Raw genomic sequence first — 19319 nt, forward strand, 5'->3', positions numbered from 1 at the left:
TAGTGCCCCTAGCTTAAATTGATAGGCAATTGAGTCGTCAGCCATTTCCTACAGAAGAATCAGGTCGCTCTGAGAGAATGATTTCATTACGATTCTGTGATGCCAAATACATATCTAAATTTAAATTTTTTAGTCACTCCACATGACGCCGTGGTGAGTCAAATTTTAAATTCACCAAATCCCTTTAGGCGCTCTAATTTGCATGGTCATATAACTGCTAGCGGCTTGGTTATAGAGTTTGATAAGGTTCTTTTAGTTCGTCATCCTTATTTGGGGCTTTGGATTCAACCAGGTGGTCATATTGATGAGGGTGAGACGCCAGAGTCTGCTGCTATACGCGAGACCCAAGAAGAAACTGGTGTTTTATGTGAATTAGTTTGGCAGGAGAATTCTCTTGTCGATGTTGATGTTCATACGATTCCGAATAATCCCGCCAAAAAAGAACCTGAGCATATTCATATTGATCTTTGTTTTGCTCTGAAACCATCTCGAATGGTTAATACGGTCGAGGCAATAGAGTGGAGATGGTGCGAGCAGAGTGCTGTTACGGATGTCCGAACTAAAAGGGCGGTTAAAGCTTATTACGAATTGTTACAAGCTAGTGCTAATAAGTGTTAGCTGGCCAATACATCCAGGATTTCAGTTTCAATCTGAATTTGTAGTTTTGGATTCTTGCTCAGTTCTGCGGCGTTCAGTAGCAATACATCTTCCACGCGTTCGCCTAAGGTGTTGATGCGGGCGGTGTGAATCGATACCCGGTGTTTTGCAAGGACTTGTGCCACTGCATAGATTAGCCCAGTACGATCGCTTGCCGATAGGGATAGCACGACGTACTGACCGCGATCATCGGGTTGCATATTGACCCTGGCTTGTACTGGAAAGCTGCGGGACTGTCTGGACAGACGACCCATGCTGGGCTGGGGTAGCGGATCGGTTTTTTCAAGCGCCGTCTTGAGTTCGTATTCCACTAACTGAATGAGGTCGCGGTAACTACCGGTTTCGGTTAAGCGATTCATGCCAGTGACCTGAAAGGTATCTAGGGCATAGCCATGCCGCGTTGTATGAATGCGGGCATCCCAGATAGAAAAGCCGTGGCGCTCAAAGTAGGCACAGATGCGCGCAAAGAGATCCGCTTGATCCGGCATATAGACAGCGACTTGCAAGCCTTCGCCTACGGTCGATAATCTAGCGCGTACTACGGGCTCTGAACTATCGACGCGATTAAAGAGGTGCCGAGTTAGCCAGGCAATATCGCCAGCATCTTGGCGTAAGAAAAAGGCAACATCCAATTTTTGCCATAAGTCAGCATAGGCCTCATCCTCAATGCCATTCAGGCGCAAATTACGCCGGGATTCTTCTTGGTGCTGGGCTAATTCGGATGTGGCATCGGTTTTGGCGCCACCCAGTACGCGCAAGGTGGCTCGGTAGAGATCTTCTAAGAGCTTGGCTTTCCAGGCATTCCATACCTTGGGGCTAGTGCCCCTGACATCGGCAACGGTGAGCAAATAGAGCGCAGTCAGATGACGCTCATCGCCCATCTCTTTGGCAAACTGCGCAACGACATCGGGATCGGAGATGTCTTGCTTTTGCGCCACCTGGCTCATTTTCAGATGCTTTGCAACTAGCCAAACCAAGAGCTCGGTATCGGCTTTGCTAAGGCTGTGGTCTTTAGCGAACTGCCGCATATCGCGCATGCCCAGCTCGGAATGGTCCCCGCCACGGCCTTTAGCGATGTCATGAAAGAGGGCAGCTAAAACAATGAGCCATGGTTTGTCAAAGTTGGCAATCAAGCGACTGCAGTAAGGAAACTCCTGCGTATGCTCCATGATCATGAAGCGCCGTACATTGCGCAGCACCATCAAGATGTGTTGATCTACGGTATAGACGTGAAATAAATCATGCTGCATTTGCCCGACAATTTTTCGGAAGGCAGGTAAGTAACGACCCAATACGCTGGTTCGGTTCATCAGCTGAAAGGCGCGCGTGACCCCGTCTGGCTGCTTAAGGATTTCCATGAACAGCGCGCGGTTCGCAGGATCTTTACGCCACTGGCTATCCATGCGTTTGCGCACGTTGTAGAGCGCTCTAAAAATGGTTGCAGAGAGGCCCGTTAAGGTGGGTGATTGGGTAAAGACTAAAAACGTTCTGAGAATCTGCTCGGGGTGTTTCTCGTAAAGCATGGGATCGGTGATATCGAGTAAGCCCTGGCGCTCAATAAAGAATTGGTTCTCTTCCCCCGGAATAGCGTGGGTTGTTTTTGATTCTTGCGGGAAGAGCAATGCTTCAATGTTTTGCAACAGCACATCATTGAGCTGGGTTACGGCTTTTGCGGCCCAATAATAGCGACGCATGATGGCTTCGCTTGCGGCGCGATTGCTTTCAGCCTCAATTCCCATAGCGCTTGCGAGTGGCGCCTGTAAATCAAATGCCAGCACATCTTGTCGGCGTTTTGCCAGCAAATGCAAGTGAGCGCGAATGGTTTCGAGAAGGCGCTTATTGCGCTTAATTTCGGTGAGCTCGCGCCGAGTAATGACCCCTTTTTTGTACAGATCCTGAAAGCCATTGCCAAACTGCGCCGCTTTACTGACCCAGGTAATGATTTGGATATCGCGTAAGCCGCCTGGACTCTCTTTGCAATTGGGCTCTAAGGAGTAGGGCGTATCTTGGTATTTTTGATGGCGTTGCTTGAGCTCAAGCAATTTAGCCTGGAAGAAGGCCTTGGGATCCATGGCATTCCAATAGGCTTTGGAGAATTTCGTAAATAGACTGCGATTCCCTCCTAAGAAGCGCGCTTCCAATAATGAGGTGCGCACCGTAATGTCCTGGGCTGCTTCCGATAAGCACTCGGCGCTATTGCGCACAGACGAGCCAATCTCCACTCCCGCATCCCAGCATTGCGCAATGAATTGCTCCACGCGAGTCGAGAGCGTTTCTGATTCGTGGTCAGGTAGCAAAATCAAGATGTCGACGTCGGAGTAGGGAAAGAGTTCGCTACGACCATAGCCGCCGACCGCAAGCAGGGCGGCATCATCATGCAATTCGCATTGCGACCACAAATTCATGAGCAGTACGTCACTCATATTGCTCAGTTGCTTACTTAGTTTGTCGACGCCTTGGTGGGCTTGAAACTCCGCATACGCTGCTTCACGCGCACTGCGCAACTCGGCTCCATTGCTGATTGCAACTTGATTTTGTTTGGCCGTACGCATGGATGAGGGTATGCCGTTTGTAGGGGCGTTCTATGCGCTGGGGCGGAAACGCAAGCCGGCGACGCATTCAGGGGGTGGGTTGCTGCCTTCCGACCAGGTTAGGACTTCTACACCGCTCTGGGTCACGAGTAAGGTGTGCTCCCACTGCGCTGAAAGGCTTCGATCTTTGGTTTTGACAGTCCATTGATCTGGCATCGTCCGAATATCGCGTTTGCCAGCGTTGATCATGGGCTCAATAGTGAAGGTCATACCAGCTTCTAATGTTTCGCCAGTGCCTGGCCTGCCGTAATGCAGAATTTGCGGATCTTGGTGAAAGACTTTGCCAATGCCATGACCACAGTACTCACGCACAATCGAGTAACCGGCTTTTTCAGCATGGGTTTGGATGACGTGCCCGATATCGCCGAGGCGCGCACCTGGCTTCACTTGGGCAATGCCCAGCCACATGCATTCAAAGGTAATTTGGGTTAAGCGTTTTGCCAACACTGATGGCTCGCCCACCATAAACATGCGACTTGTATCCCCAAAGTAGCCAGCAGGGGTGATCACGGTAATGTCGAGATTCACTACATCACCGGATTTCAAGATTTTGTCACCGGGGATGCCATGGCAAATGACGTCATTCACCGAGGTGCAGATCGAGGCCGGAAAGGGTGGATATCCCGGCGGTTGGTAATTAAGTGGTGCTGGAATGGTTTTTTGCACATCGCGCATATAGGTGTGGCAAATGCGATCCAGCTCGCCTGTGCTAATGCCAGGCTGCACAAAAGGCGCTACGTGGTCCAGTACTTCGCTGGCCAGCCGGCCCGCTTCGCGCATCCCTTGGATGTCGTTTTCGTCGGTAAATACACTATTCATGCTTTTATTATCAACGACTTGGCGGTTTTATGGGCAATCGAAGGCCATTTCAGGTGCTTTCAGGCAGAGGGCCTGACTAAGCTGAGATGCCCTAGTTAATTGATATGTAAGCTATAATTTTGGAATCGGTTGATTCGATGACGTCCATGTGACGGCATCTAGTGAACCGAAATTGCGGGTTAGGCCTTCCAGGGTGGCACTTTTTAGTGCAGCTAGGACCTAATCTTAGATCAAACCCTTAGGAGAATGTTATGTCAGTGACTATGCGTCAGATGCTGGAAGCCGGTTGCCATTTTGGCCACCAAACACGTTTCTGGTCCCCCAAGATGGCCCCTTATATTTTTGGCCATCGCAATAAAATTCACATCATCAATTTGGAAAAAACATTGCCCATGTTTCAGGAAGCCCTGAAAGTGGCAAAACAAATTGCAGCCAATCGCGGCACCATTTTGTTTGTTGGTACCAAGCGCCAATCCCGCGAGATCATCGCCGAAGAGGCAGCACGTGCAGGTATGCCATACATCGATAGCCGCTGGCTCGGCGGCACCCTCACCAACTTCAAAACTGTTAAAGGTTCACTGAAGCGTCTGAAAGACATGGCCGTTGCGAAAGAAGCGGGCGATTGGGAAAAACTTTCCAAGAAGGAAGCCCTCACCAATGACCGTGACCTCGACAAATTACAAAAAGCCTTGGGCGGTATTCAGGATTTGAATGGCGTTCCCGATGCGATTTTCGTCGTGGACGTCGGCTATCACAAGATTGCGATTACCGAAGCCAAGAAATTAGGCATTCCAGTGATCGCCGTTGTGGATACCAACCATTCCCCTGAGGGCGTGGATTACATCATTCCAGGCAACGATGACTCCAGCAAAGCAGTCACCCTGTATGCCCGCGGTATTGCCGATGCCATTTTGGAAGGAAAAGCCAACGCAGTTCAAGAGATTTTGACTGCCGTTAAAGAAGGCGAAGAAGAGTTCGTTGAAGAAGGGAAGGCTGAGTAATGGCTGCAATTACCGCTGCAATGGTTGGCGACCTGCGCGCCAAAACCGATGCTCCGATGATGGAGTGTAAAAAAGCATTGACCGAGGCTGATGGCGATATGGCTAAAGCAGAAGAAATTCTGCGTGTGAAGCTAGGTAGCAAAGCCAGCAAAGCTGCTTCCCGTGTTACGGCTGAAGGTGTCGTGGCTGCGTTTATCAATGGCACGACTGGTGCCTTAATCGAAGTCAATTGCGAAACCGACTTTGTGTCGAAGAACGATGATTTCTTGGCGTTTTCGGACAACTGCGCCAAGCTGGTTGCGAACAGCAACCCAGCTGACGTGACTGCCTTGGCTGCATTGCCACTCGAAGGCGAAACCGTTGAGGCCGTTCGCACCAAGTTGATTGGTCGTATTGGTGAAAACATTACCCCACGCCGTTTTCAGCGTTTTGCTGGCGACAGCAAATTGGTTTCCTATTTGCATGGAACCCGCATTGGTGTGATGGTGGAGTTCACTGGCGATGAAACAGCCGCGAAAGACGTTGCGATGCACATTGCTGCAATGAAGCCTGTTGCCTTGTCTACTGCGGATGTTCCAGCAGAAAACATCGCGACCGAGCGCAATATTGCAGAGCAAAAAGCGGCCGAATCCGGCAAGCCTGCGGATATTGTTGCCAAGATGGTTGAGGGCTCAGTGCAAAAGTACTTGAAAGAGGTATCCCTATTGAATCAACCCTTCGTGAAAAACGATAAGCAAACCGTGGAGCAAATGCTCAAGGCCGCGAACACGACGATTAAGTCATTTACGATGTTCATCGTGGGCGAGGGCATTGAGAAGCGGCAAGATGACTTTGCAGCGGAAGTGGCAGCCCAGGTTGCCGCAGCAAAAGCAAGCGCATAAATGACCATTTAAACGCAGGGGGTCATTAAGCCCTTGTATTGATTTGGTTTAGTACCCGAACAGGGCGTGGAAGCGAAAGTTTCTACGCCCTTTTCTTTGCCCTTTATAATGGGAATCAACCATTAAAAAATACATATAAATCAATAACCTAAGCAGAATAAACGACCATGCCAGCATACAAGCGCGTACTCCTAAAACTTTCTGGTGAAGCGTTAATGGGTGAGGATGCTTTTGGCATCAACCCAACCACCATCGACTCCATGGTTGCGGAAATCACCGAGGTGGTTCGCCTGGGCATTGAATTGGCGATTGTGATTGGTGGCGGTAATATTTTCCGCGGTGTTGCTGGTGGTGCTGCCGGTATGGACCGCGCCACGGCTGACTACATGGGTATGTTGGCCACCATGATGAATTCCTTAGCGCTACAAGATGCTCTCCGTCAGAAGGGCGTTGAGGCTCGCGTTCAATCGGCTTTGCGCATGGATCAAGTGGTAGAACCCTACATTCGCCCGCGGGCCATTCGGGCGATGAGCGAAGGTAAGGTCGTGATTTTCGCTGCCGGTACCGGCAATCCATTTTTTACAACTGATACTGCTGCGGCGTTACGTGGTGCCGAGATGGGCGTTGATATCATGCTTAAAGCCACCAAGGTGGATGGCATTTACAGCAGCGATCCCAATAAAGATGCGAGCGCGACGCGCTACGATTCGATTACCTTTGATGAGGCAATCATTCAAAACCTGCAAGTGATGGATGCCACTGCATTTGCCTTATGCCGCGATCGCAAATTGCCGATTAAAGTATTTTCAATCTTAAAACCGGGAGCCTTGCTGCGCGTAGTGCAGGGCGAGTCCGAAGGCACTTTAGTGCACGTTTAATAGGAGAACAGCATGTCTGCAGTTGAAATCAAAAACACGACTGAACAAAAGATGCAGAAGTCGCTCGAGTCCTTAAAGAGTGGACTGGCAAAAATTCGTTCGGGCCGTGCCAATCCTGGCATCTTGGAGCACATTCAGGTTGATTACTACGGTAACCCCACGCCCTTAGCGCAGGTGGCCAATTTGGGCTTAGCAGACGCACGTACGATCAATGTTCAGCCTTTCGAAAAAACCATGGTGGCGGTGATTGAAAAAGCCATTCGGGATTCCGACCTAGGCTTAAATCCAGCATCGCAAGGCACAATCATTCGAGTACCAATGCCGGCCCTTACGGAAGAGCGCCGACGTGAACTAACTAAGCTGGTGAAGAGTGAAGGTGAGGACGCGAAGATTGCGGTGCGTAATTTGCGCCGGGACGCCAATGAGCATTTAAAGCGCTTAACGAAAGATAAAGAAATCTCGGAGGACGAAGAGCGTCGCGCTACCGATGACATTCAGAAGATGACAGATAAAGCAGTCATCGATATCGACAAAATTGTGGTTGATAAGGAAAAGGAAATCATGACGGTGTAGTCGCCGTCACGATTCCCATTCATTCAAGTCCATGGTTCGACACGCTAGCTCCACAATTGAAATCCCCGAGGTGAGGGCGGTGCCACGCCATGTGGCGATCATTATGGATGGCAATGGGCGTTGGGCAAGTAAGCGTCACATGCCGCGCGTTGCGGGCCACTCGGAAGGCTTAGGCGCAGTTCGGAAGGTAGTCGAAGAATGCCGTCGTCAGGGCGTGGAATTTCTTACGGTGTTTGCTTTTAGTTCCGAGAATTGGCGCCGCCCGCCAGAGGAAGTTGGTTTTTTAATGAAGCTCTTTCTTAAATCCTTGCGGGGCGAAGTCGGCCGCTTGGCAGAAAATGGCATTCAACTACGTCTGATTGGCGATTTAAGTCAATTCGATCAATCGATTCAAGAGATGATTACCTTCTCCGAAGAAAAGACCGCGCACTGCAAAGACCTCACCTTGACGATTGCGGCGAATTACGGAGGTCGATGGGACATCTTGCAAGCAACGCGCGAAATGTTACGCGCTAATCCCAACATCGAAGCCGACGCAGTATCTGAAGAATTACTGCAACCCTATTTGTCGATGGCATATGCACCCGAACCGGATTTGTTCATTCGCACTGGAGGCGAGCAGCGGGTGAGTAACTTCTTGCTTTGGCAATTGGCCTATACCGAGCTGTACTTTACCGATACGCTGTGGCCAGACTTTAGTGCGACTGATTTACAAGCGGCATTTGATTGGTTTAGTCAGCGTGAGCGCCGCTTTGGTCGCACCAGCGCCCAGCTTGCTTCAGAAGCTCTTTCTCCTTCCGCTTAAGCGACCTTATGCTGAAAACCCGGGTAATTACTGCAACTGTTTTGCTAGCAGTTTTTTTACCTATCCTGTTTCTATTGCCACCGATCTACATCAATGTCCTTTTTCTGATCATGATTATCTTGGCTGCGTGGGAATGGAGTCGCTTGATTGCTCCCGGTGCGACTAGAGCAGCTTTGATTTATGCCGGGCTTTGTTTCCTTGCAATTGCAGCCTTGCTCTTCTTTTCCAATGTGGATGTGGATATCGCTCTGCTTTTATTGGCAACCGTATTTTGGATTATTGGGGCGCCACTCATCATGTCGCGCGGTACCCGGCTAACGCTATCGAAATGGCAATTCTTTTTTGCTGCGTTGGGTTTAATCGTCCTGCCGGCCACGTGGTTTGCTTTAGTGTTCTTGCGGGAAATGGGATTGCTGTGGCTGCTCACCGCAATGGCCTTGGTTTGGGTGGCTGATATCGGCGCTTATTTTGTGGGCAAGGCCTTTGGACGTCGTCGCTTAGCGCCTCAATTAAGCCCGGGCAAAACCATGGAGGGTGCTTTAGGTGGGATCGTGCTCTGCTGTTTGTTTGCGACCCTATGTGCCCTGTATTTACCGCCAACAGCAACGATCTTTGGTGCCTTTGCAGTCAGTTGGGGTTGGCTACCGATGTTTTTATTGGTGATCAGTCTAACGGTGCTCAGCATTGTGGGCGATTTGTTTGAATCGCAGCTCAAACGCCTTTCTGGGGCTAAAGATAGCAGTAATTTATTGCCGGGCCATGGCGGTGTTCTCGATCGTATCGATGCACTGTTGCCAACCATGCCGATTGTCGTATTACTGGTCGGGCTGTTGAAATGACTAGCGCTAGTAAGTCTTCTTTGCGCCGCCGCGTTGCGGTATTAGGATCTACTGGTTCAATCGGCGTCAATACCCTGGATGTGATTCGGGCGCATCCCGAACGCTTTCAGGTGGTGGCGCTAACGGCAGGTCGGCAGGTCGAGCGCTTGGCACAGCAGTGCCTGGAATTTAAGCCCCGCATTGCCGTGGTAGCCGATGCCGCTGGGGCCGCACAGTTGAGTCAATTGCTTGCAGAAAAGGGTGGTGAGCTGACGATTCTCCATGGCCCAGAGGCGTTGCTCGCTGCCGTTCTCGAATCAGATTGCGATACGGTGATGGCGGCAATTGTTGGGGCAGCCGGCTTAGCGCCTACCTTGGCTGCAGCACAAGCAGGTAAACGTATTCTGCTTGCGAATAAAGAAGCCCTCGTGATGTCGGGCGATTTATTCATGAGCGCAGTTAAAGCGGGTGGTGCAGAGCTATTGCCGATTGATAGTGAGCACAATGCGATTTTCCAATGCTTGCCGGATCGGTTTGGTTCCGTATCCAATGGAAATACATGCGACCATTTTGGCGTTGAGGAGTTGTGGCTGACTGCATCGGGCGGTCCATTTCGCGAGAAGAGTCTTGATGCCCTCAAAACCATCACCCCCGATCAGGCATGTGCGCACCCGAATTGGGTGATGGGGCGAAAGATCTCGGTCGACTCAGCAACCATGATGAATAAAGGCTTAGAGGTAATCGAGGCACACTGGTTGTTTGGATTGCCTTTGTCTCAAATACGCGTATTAATTCATCCACAGAGCGTAGTGCATTCGATGGTGCGTTATCGCGATGGTTCGGTGATTGCGCAATTGGGTCAGCCGGACATGCGCACACCGATTGCTTATGGTTTGGCTTGGCCTGATCGCATCGATGCCGGAGTGCCGCCATTAAATTTGGCGCAGATGGCCAACCTGCATTTTTCGGAACCTGATTTTGAACGTTTTCCGTGCTTGGCTCTCGCCTTTGAGGCAGCAAAAGCAGGCGGTACTGCTCCAGCTATTCTGAATGCCGCCAATGAAGTGGCAGTCGCGGCATTTTTAGAGCAACGCTTGCCTTATTTACAGATCGCTAGCGTGGTTCGCGAAACACTCTCCGCCATTCAATCTCTCCCTGCTAGTTCAATTGAGATTGTGCTGGGTGCGGATGCGCAAGCACGCCAGGTTGCCGCGCAGCTGATCTCCACACGTGCGAATTCGTAGAGGCACCCAGTGCAAGGACTTATTACTCTTTTTACCTTCGCCGTCACGATCGGGATATTGGTGGGCTTTCATGAGTATGGCCACTATGCAGCGGCGCGCATGTGTGGAGTACGAGTGCTGCGGTTTGCCATTGGTTTTGGCAAGCCCTTATTTCGCTTCACCAGTAAAAATAAAACCGAATGGGTGATTGGCTCGATTCCGCTGGGTGGCTATGTCAAATTACTCGACGGCCGCGATCCTGAACAGCAGATTGATGCAGCAAACGAGGCGAATGCCTTTGACCGCAAGCCGCTTTGGCAACGTTCCTTTATTGTGGCCGCCGGACCACTGGCCAACTTCATTTTGGCGATTGCTTTTTTGATGGTCATTTACCTTGCCGGCGCAGTCCAATTGCCGGCGCGTTTGCAGGCTCCGCCCGAGGCATCAGTTGCTGCAAAGGTGGGATTGGTTGCGGGCGACCTGGTCACGGGTTGGCGCGATATTGATTCTGCCTCTTCCGATTTTGAGCCAGTCATCAGCTGGAATCAATTGCGCTGGCAACTGCTGGATGCGATTACGGGTGAGAAGGGTTTTGTGTTGGAGTTAACAAGCCCCAGCGGCGGCCGCATTGCAGTGCCATTTCCTGCTGATGCTTTGCCGCAGATTCAGCCCAAGCAAGACCCACTTCAAGCCTTAGGCATTAGACCAGCAAGCACCAAGCCAGAGGATATGGTGATGTTGCGCTTGGGCCCGATAGATGCACTGATCTATGCCAGCGAGCGGGTTTGGCTGATTACCGTGGTTTCAGCCAAATTAATGCTCGGCCTAGTGACGGGAGAAACGTCCTTAAACCAGCTGGGTGGGCCCTTAAGCATCGCCGATATGGCAGGCAAGTCCGCGCAAGTGGGGTGGCAAGCGTTTTTTGGCTTTTTGGCCCTGATGAGCATCAGTATTGGCCTCTTGAATTTGATCCCAATCCCCATGCTTGATGGGGGTCAGCTCCTGTATGATGCATGGGAGCTCGTATCTGGAAAACGCTTACCTGTTTCAGTGCAAGAATGGCTTCATAAATTTAGCTTTATCTTATTGATTTCGTTAACACTTTTTGCTTTATTTAATGACTTACAACGGTATTTCTTATCTTGAATTTGTTCCGCCTAACCCCTCGATTTAGTCTCCGACTGCTGATTCAAACAGCTTTTGTTTTGCTGACCAGTTTTGCTATGCCATTGCAGGCTGCTGAGAGCTTTGTAGTGAAAGACATTCGGGTGGAGGGCCTGCAGCGGGTTGAGCCAGGCACCGTTTTTAGTTATTTGCCGATTCAGGTAGGCGAAACCTTCACGCCAGCAAAAGGCGCCGAATCGATTAAAGCTCTATACAGTACCGGCTTTTTCCGTGATGTCCAAATTCAGGCGCAAGGCAATGTCCTGATCGTGATCGTGGAAGAGCGGCCAACGATTTCCCGTATTGAATTTACGGGAATGAAAGAATTTGACCAGGAGGTCGTGCGTAAATCCCTCAGGGCTGTTGGCGTCGCCGAAGCTCGGTTTTACGATAAGGCGCTAATTGACAAGGCAGAGCAGGAGCTCAAACGCCAATACGTTAGCAAAGGCCTCTATGCCGCTGAGGTGGTGGCGACCGTTACTCCAGTTGAGCGCAATCAAGTCGCCATCTTTTTCAATGTGGACGAAGGTCCTGTCGCTAAGATCCAAGAGATCAACTTCATCGGCAATAAAGTCTTTAGTGAAAGCACGCTTCTCGGTGAGATGCAGCTAAAGACCGGCGGCTGGCTCTCATGGTACAGCAAAGACAATTTGTACTCTAAGCAAAAACTCACAGCCGATCTCGAAACCATTCGTTCCTACTATTTAAACCGCGGCTACCTTGAGTTTGTGATTGATTCCACTCAGGTTTCGATTACACCAGACAAGAAGGGTATTTTTCTTACGATCAGCATTAGTGAAGGCAAGAAATTCACGGTTAAGAATATGCGTCTGGCTGGCGATTTGCTTGGTAAGGAAGCGGAATTAAAGCAACTCTTGGCCCTGAAAGCGGGTGATACCTTTTCATCTGCCAAGTTGGCAGAAACCACCAAAGCCATTGCAGAGGTTTTAGGCTCTTACGGCTATGCCTTTGCGTCGATTAATCCGCAGCCCGATATTCGCCGTGATTTGGCCGAAGTTGACATTACATTAGTAGTTGATCCCGGACGACGCGTCTATGTCCGCCAAGTCAATATCACTGGCAACGCAAAAACCCGTGATGTGGTGGTTCGGCGCGAGATGCGTCAGTTTGAAAGCTCCTGGTTTGATAGCGACAAGATTCGACTCTCCAAAGAGCGTATCGGCCGTTTGGGTTATTTTACGGAGACCGATATTTCAACTGCTGACGTGCCTGGCTCACCCGATCAAGTGGATGTCAATGTTGCCGTGAAAGAAAAGCCGACGGGCGCCATTAATATTGGTGCCGGTTTCTCATCCACCGAAAAATTAATTTTGTCTGCGGGTATTAATCAAGAGAATGCCTTTGGAACGGGAACTGCGATTGGCCTTAATTTCTCCTTAGGCAAGATTAATCAAAACTTAACCTTGTCGCAATTTGATCCTTATTTCACCGATGATGGAATTAGCCGATATACCGACTTGTATTACCGCTCTGCTAAACCGCTCTACTATGTCGGTGACCCTGACTACCAAATCAAGACCGTTGGTTCCAATATCAAATTCGGCGTCCCGTACACCGAAGTCGACCGCGTCTTCTTTGGTACCGGCATTGAGATCTTCTCGATTTATGCGACAACCAATACGCCATTGCCATACCAGCAATATGTTCAGGATTTTGGCACCTCGGTCCCGGGGCGCCTCCAAACTTATAACGTACCGATTACCGCAGCGTGGGCGCGCGATGGTCGAGATAGCGCCTTGATACCCTCAAAGGGATCCTTGCAGCAGCTGTCCGCCGAAGTGGGTACCCCGGTGGGCGATTTGACCTTCTATCGCTTATTTGGCCAATATCAAAAGTACCATTCCTTCTCTAAGGGCAATATTTTGTCCTTTAACGGCGAAGTTGGTTATGGCGAGGCCTATGGCAGCAAACCCTTCCCGATCATGAAAAACTACTTCGTGGGCGGTATTGGATCGGTGCGGGGCTATGCGCCAGGATCCCTCGGCCCAGTATTCTTTAATAGCGTTACAGGTCTGTTTCAGCCTACCGGCGGGCAGTCTAAGATCGTTACCAATTTGGAGTACACCTTCCCAGTGCCTGGCTCCGGGGTTGATAAAACCCTGCGTTTATTTACCTTTGTGGACGGCGGTAATGCCTTCGGTGAGAACATTAACCTAGTTCTGCGATATTCTTATGGCTTGGGTTTATCATGGATATCACCGCTGGGCCCCTTGAAGTTTAGTTATGGTTTGCCTGTAAATGCCCAGCCAACCGATAATATCCAGCGTTTGCAGTTCCAGGTAGGTACTGCGTTTTAATTGTAAGGAACGATTTATGAAGCATCAAAACTCCATTCAGTGGGCCAAGCGCAGTTTGGTTGCCCTTATTTCTGCTGGCATGCTTGCGCCAGTTATGGCTCAGGATGTTGGAAATCGCGTTGCGGTAGTTAATTCAGAAAAAGTCTTTAACGAGTCTAACTTGGCTAAAGCCATGCAAACGCGTTTGCAGAATGAATTTACCAAACGCCAAAACGAGTTGCGTGATAGCGCACAAAAAATTAAATTGGCTGCTGAGAAGTTAGACCGTGATGCAGCAGTCATGTCTGAAGCAGAGCGCATTCGCCGTCAGCGCGAACTCGCCGATCAAGACCGTGAATTGCAGCGCAAGCAGCGTGAATTTACCGAAGATTTGAATCAACGTACCTTTGAAGAGCGCGCTAAGATTGCGGAGCGTGCCAACGTCGTCCTCAAGCAAATTGCTGAACAGCGAAAAATTGACGTCATCGTTCAAGAGGCGGCCTATGTTAGTCCTCGTGCCGATATCACCGACGATGTCATCAAGGCCCTCAATAACCTGAAGTAAGTTATGCCCACTGCCATCGAGCTGGCCAATCAATTTCAAGTCAGCTTGGTGGGTGATGGCTCTGTGTTGCTGGACTCCTTAGCACCGCTTGAGCGAGCCACAGCGCAGCAAATCTCTTTTTTATCCAACCCCCTTTACCGTCAACAGGCTGTTGACAGTGCAGCCGGCGCATTGATTGTGGGGCAGTCTGACCTAGACCATCTACAAGCAAATGTTGCCGCATCTAAAGCGGACCGCGTTTATTTTGTGTCGCGCAATCCCTACGCTACCTTTGCGCGTATGGCGCAGTATTTTGCAGCGCAAAAGCCAAATCAGCGTCAGCCCGGCGTTCATCCTCAGGCTGCAATTGATCCGAGCGCAACGGTTCCCGCATCCTGCCATATTGGCCCCTTCGTGCATATTGCGAAAGGGGCGGTACTGGGTGAGCGGGTTTCGATCATGGCCAATACAACGGTGGCCGCGGGTGCACGAATCGGTGATGACAGCCTTATTTACCCATCGGTGTCGATTTATGCCGATTGCAAAATCGGCAAGCGTTGCATTATTCACAGTGGTGCCGTGATTGGAGCAGATGGCTTTGGTTTTGCGCCTGACTTTAATGCCAGTGGCGGCGAATGGGTCAAGATTCCGCAGACGGGCGCAGTACTCATTGGGGATGATGTGGAGATTGGCGCATCTACCACCATTGACCGGGGTGCCATGAGTAATACCGTGATTGGATCCGGCTGCAAAATCGATAATCAGGTCCAAATTGGCCATAACGCAGTGATTGGTGTGTGTACTGTGATTGCAGGGTGTGCCGGTATCTCTGGGAGCACCACTATTGGCAACTATTGCGTGATTGGCGGCTACGCTAATTTTGCCGGTCATTTAACTATTGCGGACCGAACTACTGTTTCGGGTGGAACATCCATTATTCGCTCGATTACCGAGCCGGGGCAGCACTTTACGGGTGTTTACCCATCCATGCCCCATGCCGCCTGGGAGAAAAACTCCGCAATTGCGCGCGGTCTAGATAAAATACGGCAACGCTTACGCCATTTAGAGAACACAAAGACCAAACTGGATTAAGCCAACTCTTTCTGCTAGTTTGTTTGTCACTTAATTTAGCCTTTTTATTGGATTGCATTTATGACTAACGCCATTTCCATCGACATTAATCAGATTCTGAAGCTGCTTCCACATCGCTATCCTTTCTTGCTGGTCGATCGTGTTTTGGAGATAACGCCACGCGTGAGTATTAAGGCATTAAAAAATGTCACGATGAATGAGCCCTTCTTTCAGGGGCACTTTCCGGATTTTCCGGTGATGCCGGGCGTATTGATTATTGAGGCCTTGGCTCAAACTGCGGCATTGCTGACTTTTTCAGAAGCGAAGGCAGAGAATGCGATTTACTACTTTGCAGGCATCGATGGGGCGCGTTTCAAAAAGCCAGTATTGCCTGGCGATCAACTCATTATGACGGCTATCCTCGAGCGCGAAAAAGCCGGCATCTATAAATTTCAAGTCAAGGCAACGGTGAATGATGAGCTGGCAGCAGAAGCCAACATTACCTGTGCCGTTCGGACTAAGGGTGTGTAATGAGCCGGATTCATGCCACTGCGATTGTTGATAGCAAAGCCCAGTTAGCCAGTGATGTGGAGGTAGGGCCTTATTCCGTCATTGGTCCCCACGTGCAAATTGGTGCAGGTAGCAAAATTGGTTCGCATACCGTGATCGAGGGCCACACAACTTTGGGTATTGAAAATACGATTGCCCATTTCGCGGCCATCGGTGGTCCGCCACAAGACATGAAATACCGTGGTGAACCAACCCGCTTGCAGATCGGCGATCGCAATACCATTCGCGAGTTCACCACGATTCATACTGGTACGGCGCAAGATGATGGCATTACGCAGCTGGGTAACGACAATTGGATCATGGCGTATGTGCACATTGCGCACGATTGCAAGATTGGCAACAACACCATTTTTTCGAGCAATGCACAGATAGCTGGCCATGTACAAGTACATGATTGGGCCATTATGGGCGGCATGTCGGGCGTGCATCAGTTTGTTCGTATTGGCCAGCATGCCATGCTCGGCGGCGCTTCAGCCTTGGTACAAGACATCCCACCATTTGTAATTGCTGCGGGCGACAAAGCATCGCCCCACGGAATCAATGTCGAGGGCCTCAAGCGGCGCGGATTTTCACCAGAAACCATTGCAGCGTTGCGGCAAGCATACAAAGTGCTCTACAAGGATGGACTGAGTTTTGAAGAGGCCAAAGTGGCGCTTCAAAAAATGGTTCATGAGAATAGTAGCGATGCAGCCACAGCTCAAAAATTGACTGAGTTTCATGACTTTATCGCTGCGTCGACGCGCGGCATCATTCGCTAGGATTGCATTGCCTAAGTTAGCCTGCGTTGCCGGTGAGCCTTCGGGTGATTTATTGGCGGCACCGGTATTGCATGCCCTCAATCAGATACCCGAGATGGCCAGTCTTTCTGCCTATGGTGTCGGTGGACCCTTAATGCAGGCGGAAGGATTTGATTCGCGCTGGCCAATGGAGACGCTGAGTGTGCGCGGCTACGTTGAGGCATTAACCCAGCTCCCCGCCATTTTGCGTCTGCGCAAAGACCTGCTCAATACCTTAATTCAGCTAGACCGCCCCGATGTGTTTCTGGGGATTGATGCACCGGATTTTAATTTGGGCGTGGAGCTAAAGCTCCGTGCTGCTGGTATCCCGACGGTGCACTTTGTTTCGCCATCGATTTGGGCTTGGCGTGGCGGCCGGATTAAAAAAATTAAGCAAGCAGTGGATCGGATGCTGTGCATCTTTCCGTTTGAGACCGAGATCTATGCGCGTGCCGGGATTGCCGCAAGTTATGTTGGCCATCCATTGGCAAGTACTATTCCGATCGAGGTTGATCCCAAAAGCGCGCGTGATCGCTTGAGTTCGTTTCCTGAGCTTAAAAGCGCTGGCATAGAGCGTGCTGATTTAGATGGGCTTGTGATTGCTGTTTTGCCGGGCAGCCGCGGTTCTGAAATTGAATTCATTGCTCCGGTTTTTTTTGAGGCGATGGGTTTAATTGCCAACCGCCTTCAAGGGCAGTCTCTGCAATTTGTCATTCCCGTTGCAACGCCCCGGTTACGTCCTGCCTTGGAAAATCTGGCGGCACAAATGCGTGCGCAGCACCCGGATATCCAGATTCATCTGATTGATGGGAATGCCGATACGATCTTGGAGGCTGCGGATGTAGTACTGATTGCCAGCGGTACGGCAACCTTGCAGGCAGCGCTTTGGAAAAAACCGATGGTGATCTCGTATAAGGTGCCCTGGCTCACTGCGCAAATCATGAAGCGTCAGGGTTACTTGCCTTATGTTGGTTTGCCTAATATCTTGGCTGGCGAGTTTGTCGTTCCTGAATTACTGCAAGACGATGCAACGCCGGAAAAGCTGACTCAGGCCGTTTTACACTGGCTGGGTAAGCCACTAGAGTTAGCGCGCTTAAAAGAGCGCTTTGCTGTTCTGCATGAGACTTTGCGTAAACCAACAGGTTTGCTGGTAGCCCAAGCGATCACCCAAACCATCACGGAGTCGCGCCAAGGGCGTCAGATAAGCTGATGAGCGAGGTCGTCTGGATTTGCGGCGTAGATGAGGCTGGGCGAGGCCCCTTGGTTGGCGCAGTCGTTGCGGGTGCAGTGGTACTGGATCCACTCAATCCGATTTTGGGGCTTAAAGACTCGAAGCGCTTAACCCCTACGCGGCGTGAAGCCTTATATGCAGAAATCCTTCTTAAAGCTAAGGCCTGGGGCGTGGGTGAGGCTAGCCCACTCGAAATTGATCAGATCAATATTTTGCAGGCCACCATGCTGGCAATGCAAAGGGCAGTGGATGATTTGTGCATACGCCTTGGTTGCTGGCCTGATAAGGCCCTCATCGATGGCAATCGATGTCCAAACTTACCCATCCCAGCAGAAGCGATTATTAAGGGTGACAGTAAGGAGCCGGCCATCTCTGCGGCATCAATCGTGGCTAAAGTCACGCGTGACCGTCAAATGAAAGCCTTGCACGCGCGCTATCCCGACCATGGGTTTTTGCAGCACATGGGTTACCCCACACCGCTTCACCTAGCGGCGCTGCGTCAATGGGGTGCATGCCCCGAACACCGCCGTAGCTTTTCTCCGGTGCGTGCAGTGTTGGATCAAGCTACTGTATGAGCGACTTTATTTCCTCTCGCGATAATCCCTTATTTAAAGAATTAAGGGCGCTGCAGGCAACAGGCTCGAAGGGGCAAAAAGCGCGCCTCAGCTCAGGGCGGGTTTTATTAGAGGGTATTCACATCGTGCAGGCTTGGGTGTCTGATCCTGCCCTGGGCGTTTTAATCACCTCGGATATTGGCATGGCCAATCCCGAAATTGATGCCCTGGTTCGTCAGCATTGCGCTACCTGTCCGGATACGCGCGTCATTCATCTGGATATTGGTTTATGGAGCGAGCTCAGCGAGCTCGCCAATGCGCCTCAGATTGCAGGCCTGCTTTCGTTGCCGGATTCCCTCGCACAAATTAAGTCCTCAAATCAGGATGTAATCACCGGAGATGTGCTGGTGCTGGATCGTATTCAGGACGCAGGCAATGTCGGAGCCATGCTGAGAACTGCCGCCGCCGCTGGTTTTGTTGATGTCGTTGCGATGAGTGGCTGTGCCCACCTCTGGTCAAGTAAAGTATTGCGTGCTGGTATGGGCGCACATCGCACCTTACGCTTGCATGAGGGCTGGTCGACGGAGCAGGCGATTGAGTGTATTACCGTACCATTCTATTTAGCCAGTGCGCATGGTGAAACTTCTTTATACGCACTGGATCAGCAATTAAGTCAGCCGGTTGCTTGGGTTTTTGGTAGCGAGGGACAGGGCATAAGCCATGCCTTTTTAATGCATGGAAAGGCCGTATCGATCCCAATGCATTCGGAAGTAGAATCGCTGAATGTAGCTACTGCAGCAGCGGTGTGTTTGTTTGAAACCGTCCGCGTTCGCAGCAGTAGCAAAGCAATCAAGAAGAGCTGAAAA

At 50.6% G+C, this 19319-nt stretch carries 19 protein-coding genes; 17 read left to right on the forward strand and 2 right to left on the reverse strand.

The features are described from left to right. The first annotated feature begins 99 nt into the window (after nucleotides 1–99). A complete protein-coding gene (locus tag Q8M75_RS06360) occupies nucleotides 100–618 on the forward strand; it encodes an NUDIX hydrolase (RefSeq protein WP_305487490.1) in 519 nt (172 codons plus the stop codon). Here the strand turns inward: Q8M75_RS06360 and Q8M75_RS06365 are convergent. After that, entirely contained in the window at nucleotides 615–3209 is a 2595-nt protein-coding gene (locus Q8M75_RS06365) for a [protein-PII] uridylyltransferase (protein ID WP_305487493.1), read from the reverse strand. The genes Q8M75_RS06360 and Q8M75_RS06365 overlap by 4 nt on opposite strands. A gap of 30 nt (nucleotides 3210–3239) precedes the next feature. Then, a complete protein-coding gene (map, locus tag Q8M75_RS06370; RefSeq protein WP_305487497.1) occupies nucleotides 3240–4067 on the reverse strand; it encodes a type I methionyl aminopeptidase in 828 nt (275 codons plus the stop codon). 251 nt (nucleotides 4068–4318) lie between these two features. Here map and rpsB point away from each other — a divergent pair, with 251 nt between their 5' ends. The 16 genes from rpsB (at nucleotide 4319) to Q8M75_RS06450 (ending at nucleotide 19316) form a co-directional block, all read left to right on the forward strand. Then, a complete protein-coding gene (gene rpsB, locus Q8M75_RS06375; protein ID WP_108469329.1) occupies nucleotides 4319–5068 on the forward strand; it encodes a 30S ribosomal protein S2 in 750 nt (249 codons plus the stop codon). After that, entirely contained in the window at nucleotides 5068–5949 is an 882-nt protein-coding gene (gene tsf, locus Q8M75_RS06380) for a translation elongation factor Ts (protein ID WP_305487499.1), read from the forward strand. The genes rpsB and tsf overlap by 1 nt, the downstream gene beginning before the upstream one ends. A gap of 167 nt (nucleotides 5950–6116) precedes the next feature. Continuing rightward, nucleotides 6117–6827, forward strand: a complete 711-nt coding sequence (gene pyrH, locus Q8M75_RS06385) for a UMP kinase (RefSeq protein ID WP_108469327.1) — start codon at nucleotides 6117–6119, stop codon at nucleotides 6825–6827. A 12-nt stretch (nucleotides 6828–6839) separates the two neighbouring features. Next, nucleotides 6840–7400, forward strand: coding sequence for a ribosome recycling factor (frr, locus tag Q8M75_RS06390; RefSeq protein ID WP_305487502.1), 561 nt, complete (start codon nucleotides 6840–6842; stop codon nucleotides 7398–7400). Nucleotides 7401–7431: 31 nt separating this feature from the next. Next, nucleotides 7432–8205: a polyprenyl diphosphate synthase gene (gene uppS / locus Q8M75_RS06395; RefSeq protein WP_305487504.1), complete on the forward strand. Its 774-nt coding sequence runs from the start codon at nucleotides 7432–7434 to the stop codon at nucleotides 8203–8205. Between the two features lie 8 nt (nucleotides 8206–8213). Continuing rightward, nucleotides 8214–9044, forward strand: coding sequence for a phosphatidate cytidylyltransferase (locus Q8M75_RS06400; protein ID WP_305487506.1), 831 nt, complete (start codon nucleotides 8214–8216; stop codon nucleotides 9042–9044). Further along, a complete protein-coding gene (ispC, locus tag Q8M75_RS06405; protein WP_305487509.1) occupies nucleotides 9041–10267 on the forward strand; it encodes a 1-deoxy-D-xylulose-5-phosphate reductoisomerase in 1227 nt (408 codons plus the stop codon). The genes Q8M75_RS06400 and ispC overlap by 4 nt, the downstream gene beginning before the upstream one ends. Before the next feature lie 9 nt (nucleotides 10268–10276). Further along, entirely contained in the window at nucleotides 10277–11392 is a 1116-nt protein-coding gene (locus Q8M75_RS06410; RefSeq protein ID WP_305487511.1) for an RIP metalloprotease, read from the forward strand. Nucleotides 11393–11469: 77 nt separating this feature from the next. Then, nucleotides 11470–13728 (forward strand): outer membrane protein assembly factor BamA, encoded by a 2259-nt coding sequence (gene bamA, locus Q8M75_RS06415; protein WP_305487512.1) that lies wholly within the window; start codon nucleotides 11470–11472, stop codon nucleotides 13726–13728. A gap of 16 nt (nucleotides 13729–13744) precedes the next feature. After that, nucleotides 13745–14272 carry an OmpH family outer membrane protein gene (locus Q8M75_RS06420; RefSeq protein ID WP_305487513.1) on the forward strand — a complete coding sequence of 176 codons (528 nt, stop codon included), beginning with the start codon at nucleotides 13745–13747 and terminating at the stop codon, nucleotides 14270–14272. Between the two features lie 3 nt (nucleotides 14273–14275). Continuing rightward, entirely contained in the window at nucleotides 14276–15343 is a 1068-nt protein-coding gene (gene lpxD, locus Q8M75_RS06425; RefSeq protein ID WP_305487515.1) for a UDP-3-O-(3-hydroxymyristoyl)glucosamine N-acyltransferase, read from the forward strand. 60 nt (nucleotides 15344–15403) lie between these two features. Further along, entirely contained in the window at nucleotides 15404–15853 is a 450-nt protein-coding gene (fabZ, locus tag Q8M75_RS06430) for a 3-hydroxyacyl-ACP dehydratase FabZ (protein WP_305487518.1), read from the forward strand. After that, nucleotides 15853–16650 carry an acyl-ACP--UDP-N-acetylglucosamine O-acyltransferase gene (gene lpxA, locus Q8M75_RS06435; RefSeq protein ID WP_305487521.1) on the forward strand — a complete coding sequence of 266 codons (798 nt, stop codon included), beginning with the start codon at nucleotides 15853–15855 and terminating at the stop codon, nucleotides 16648–16650. The genes fabZ and lpxA overlap by 1 nt, the downstream gene beginning before the upstream one ends. Further along, the gene (gene lpxB / locus Q8M75_RS06440) at nucleotides 16610–17878 is read left to right on the forward strand and encodes a lipid-A-disaccharide synthase (protein WP_305487523.1); all 1269 of its coding nucleotides are present in this window, start codon (nucleotides 16610–16612) and stop codon (nucleotides 17876–17878) included. Before lpxA ends, lpxB begins: the two co-directional genes overlap by 41 nt. Beyond that, entirely contained in the window at nucleotides 17878–18474 is a 597-nt protein-coding gene (gene rnhB / locus Q8M75_RS06445; protein WP_305487525.1) for a ribonuclease HII, read from the forward strand. Before lpxB ends, rnhB begins: the two co-directional genes overlap by 1 nt. Beyond that, entirely contained in the window at nucleotides 18471–19316 is an 846-nt protein-coding gene (locus Q8M75_RS06450; protein ID WP_305487527.1) for an RNA methyltransferase, read from the forward strand. Before rnhB ends, Q8M75_RS06450 begins: the two co-directional genes overlap by 4 nt. The last annotated feature ends 3 nt before the right edge of the window (nucleotides 19317–19319 follow it).

This window comes from Polynucleobacter sp. (assembly GCF_030693775.1).
Taxonomy (GTDB): Bacteria; Pseudomonadota; Gammaproteobacteria; order Burkholderiales; family Burkholderiaceae; genus Polynucleobacter.

Excerpts from the sequence above, each read along its gene's own strand:
- map (WP_305487497.1), bottom strand. The coding sequence starts at position 4,067 with ATGAATAGTGTATTTACCGACGAAAACGACATCCAAGGGATGCGCGAA.
- lpxA (WP_305487521.1), top strand. The coding sequence starts at position 15,853 with ATGAGCCGGATTCATGCCACTGCGATTGTTGATAGCAAAGCCCAGTTA.
- lpxD (WP_305487515.1), top strand. The coding sequence starts at position 14,276 with ATGCCCACTGCCATCGAGCTGGCCAATCAATTTCAAGTCAGCTTGGTG.
- Q8M75_RS06450 (WP_305487527.1), top strand. The coding sequence starts at position 18,471 with ATGAGCGACTTTATTTCCTCTCGCGATAATCCCTTATTTAAAGAATTA.
- uppS (WP_305487504.1), top strand. The coding sequence starts at position 7,432 with ATGGTTCGACACGCTAGCTCCACAATTGAAATCCCCGAGGTGAGGGCG.
- ispC (WP_305487509.1), top strand. The coding sequence starts at position 9,041 with ATGACTAGCGCTAGTAAGTCTTCTTTGCGCCGCCGCGTTGCGGTATTA.
- pyrH (WP_108469327.1), top strand. The coding sequence starts at position 6,117 with ATGCCAGCATACAAGCGCGTACTCCTAAAACTTTCTGGTGAAGCGTTA.
- Q8M75_RS06400 (WP_305487506.1), top strand. The coding sequence starts at position 8,214 with ATGCTGAAAACCCGGGTAATTACTGCAACTGTTTTGCTAGCAGTTTTT.
- fabZ (WP_305487518.1), top strand. The coding sequence starts at position 15,404 with ATGACTAACGCCATTTCCATCGACATTAATCAGATTCTGAAGCTGCTT.
- tsf (WP_305487499.1), top strand. The coding sequence starts at position 5,068 with ATGGCTGCAATTACCGCTGCAATGGTTGGCGACCTGCGCGCCAAAACC.
- rnhB (WP_305487525.1), top strand. The coding sequence starts at position 17,878 with ATGAGCGAGGTCGTCTGGATTTGCGGCGTAGATGAGGCTGGGCGAGGC.
- Q8M75_RS06420 (WP_305487513.1), top strand. The coding sequence starts at position 13,745 with ATGAAGCATCAAAACTCCATTCAGTGGGCCAAGCGCAGTTTGGTTGCC.
- Q8M75_RS06360 (WP_305487490.1), top strand. The coding sequence starts at position 100 with ATGCCAAATACATATCTAAATTTAAATTTTTTAGTCACTCCACATGAC.
- lpxB (WP_305487523.1), top strand. The coding sequence starts at position 16,610 with ATGACTTTATCGCTGCGTCGACGCGCGGCATCATTCGCTAGGATTGCA.
- rpsB (WP_108469329.1), top strand. The coding sequence starts at position 4,319 with ATGTCAGTGACTATGCGTCAGATGCTGGAAGCCGGTTGCCATTTTGGC.
- bamA (WP_305487512.1), top strand. The coding sequence starts at position 11,470 with ATGCCATTGCAGGCTGCTGAGAGCTTTGTAGTGAAAGACATTCGGGTG.
- frr (WP_305487502.1), top strand. The coding sequence starts at position 6,840 with ATGTCTGCAGTTGAAATCAAAAACACGACTGAACAAAAGATGCAGAAG.
- Q8M75_RS06365 (WP_305487493.1), bottom strand. The coding sequence starts at position 3,209 with ATGCGTACGGCCAAACAAAATCAAGTTGCAATCAGCAATGGAGCCGAG.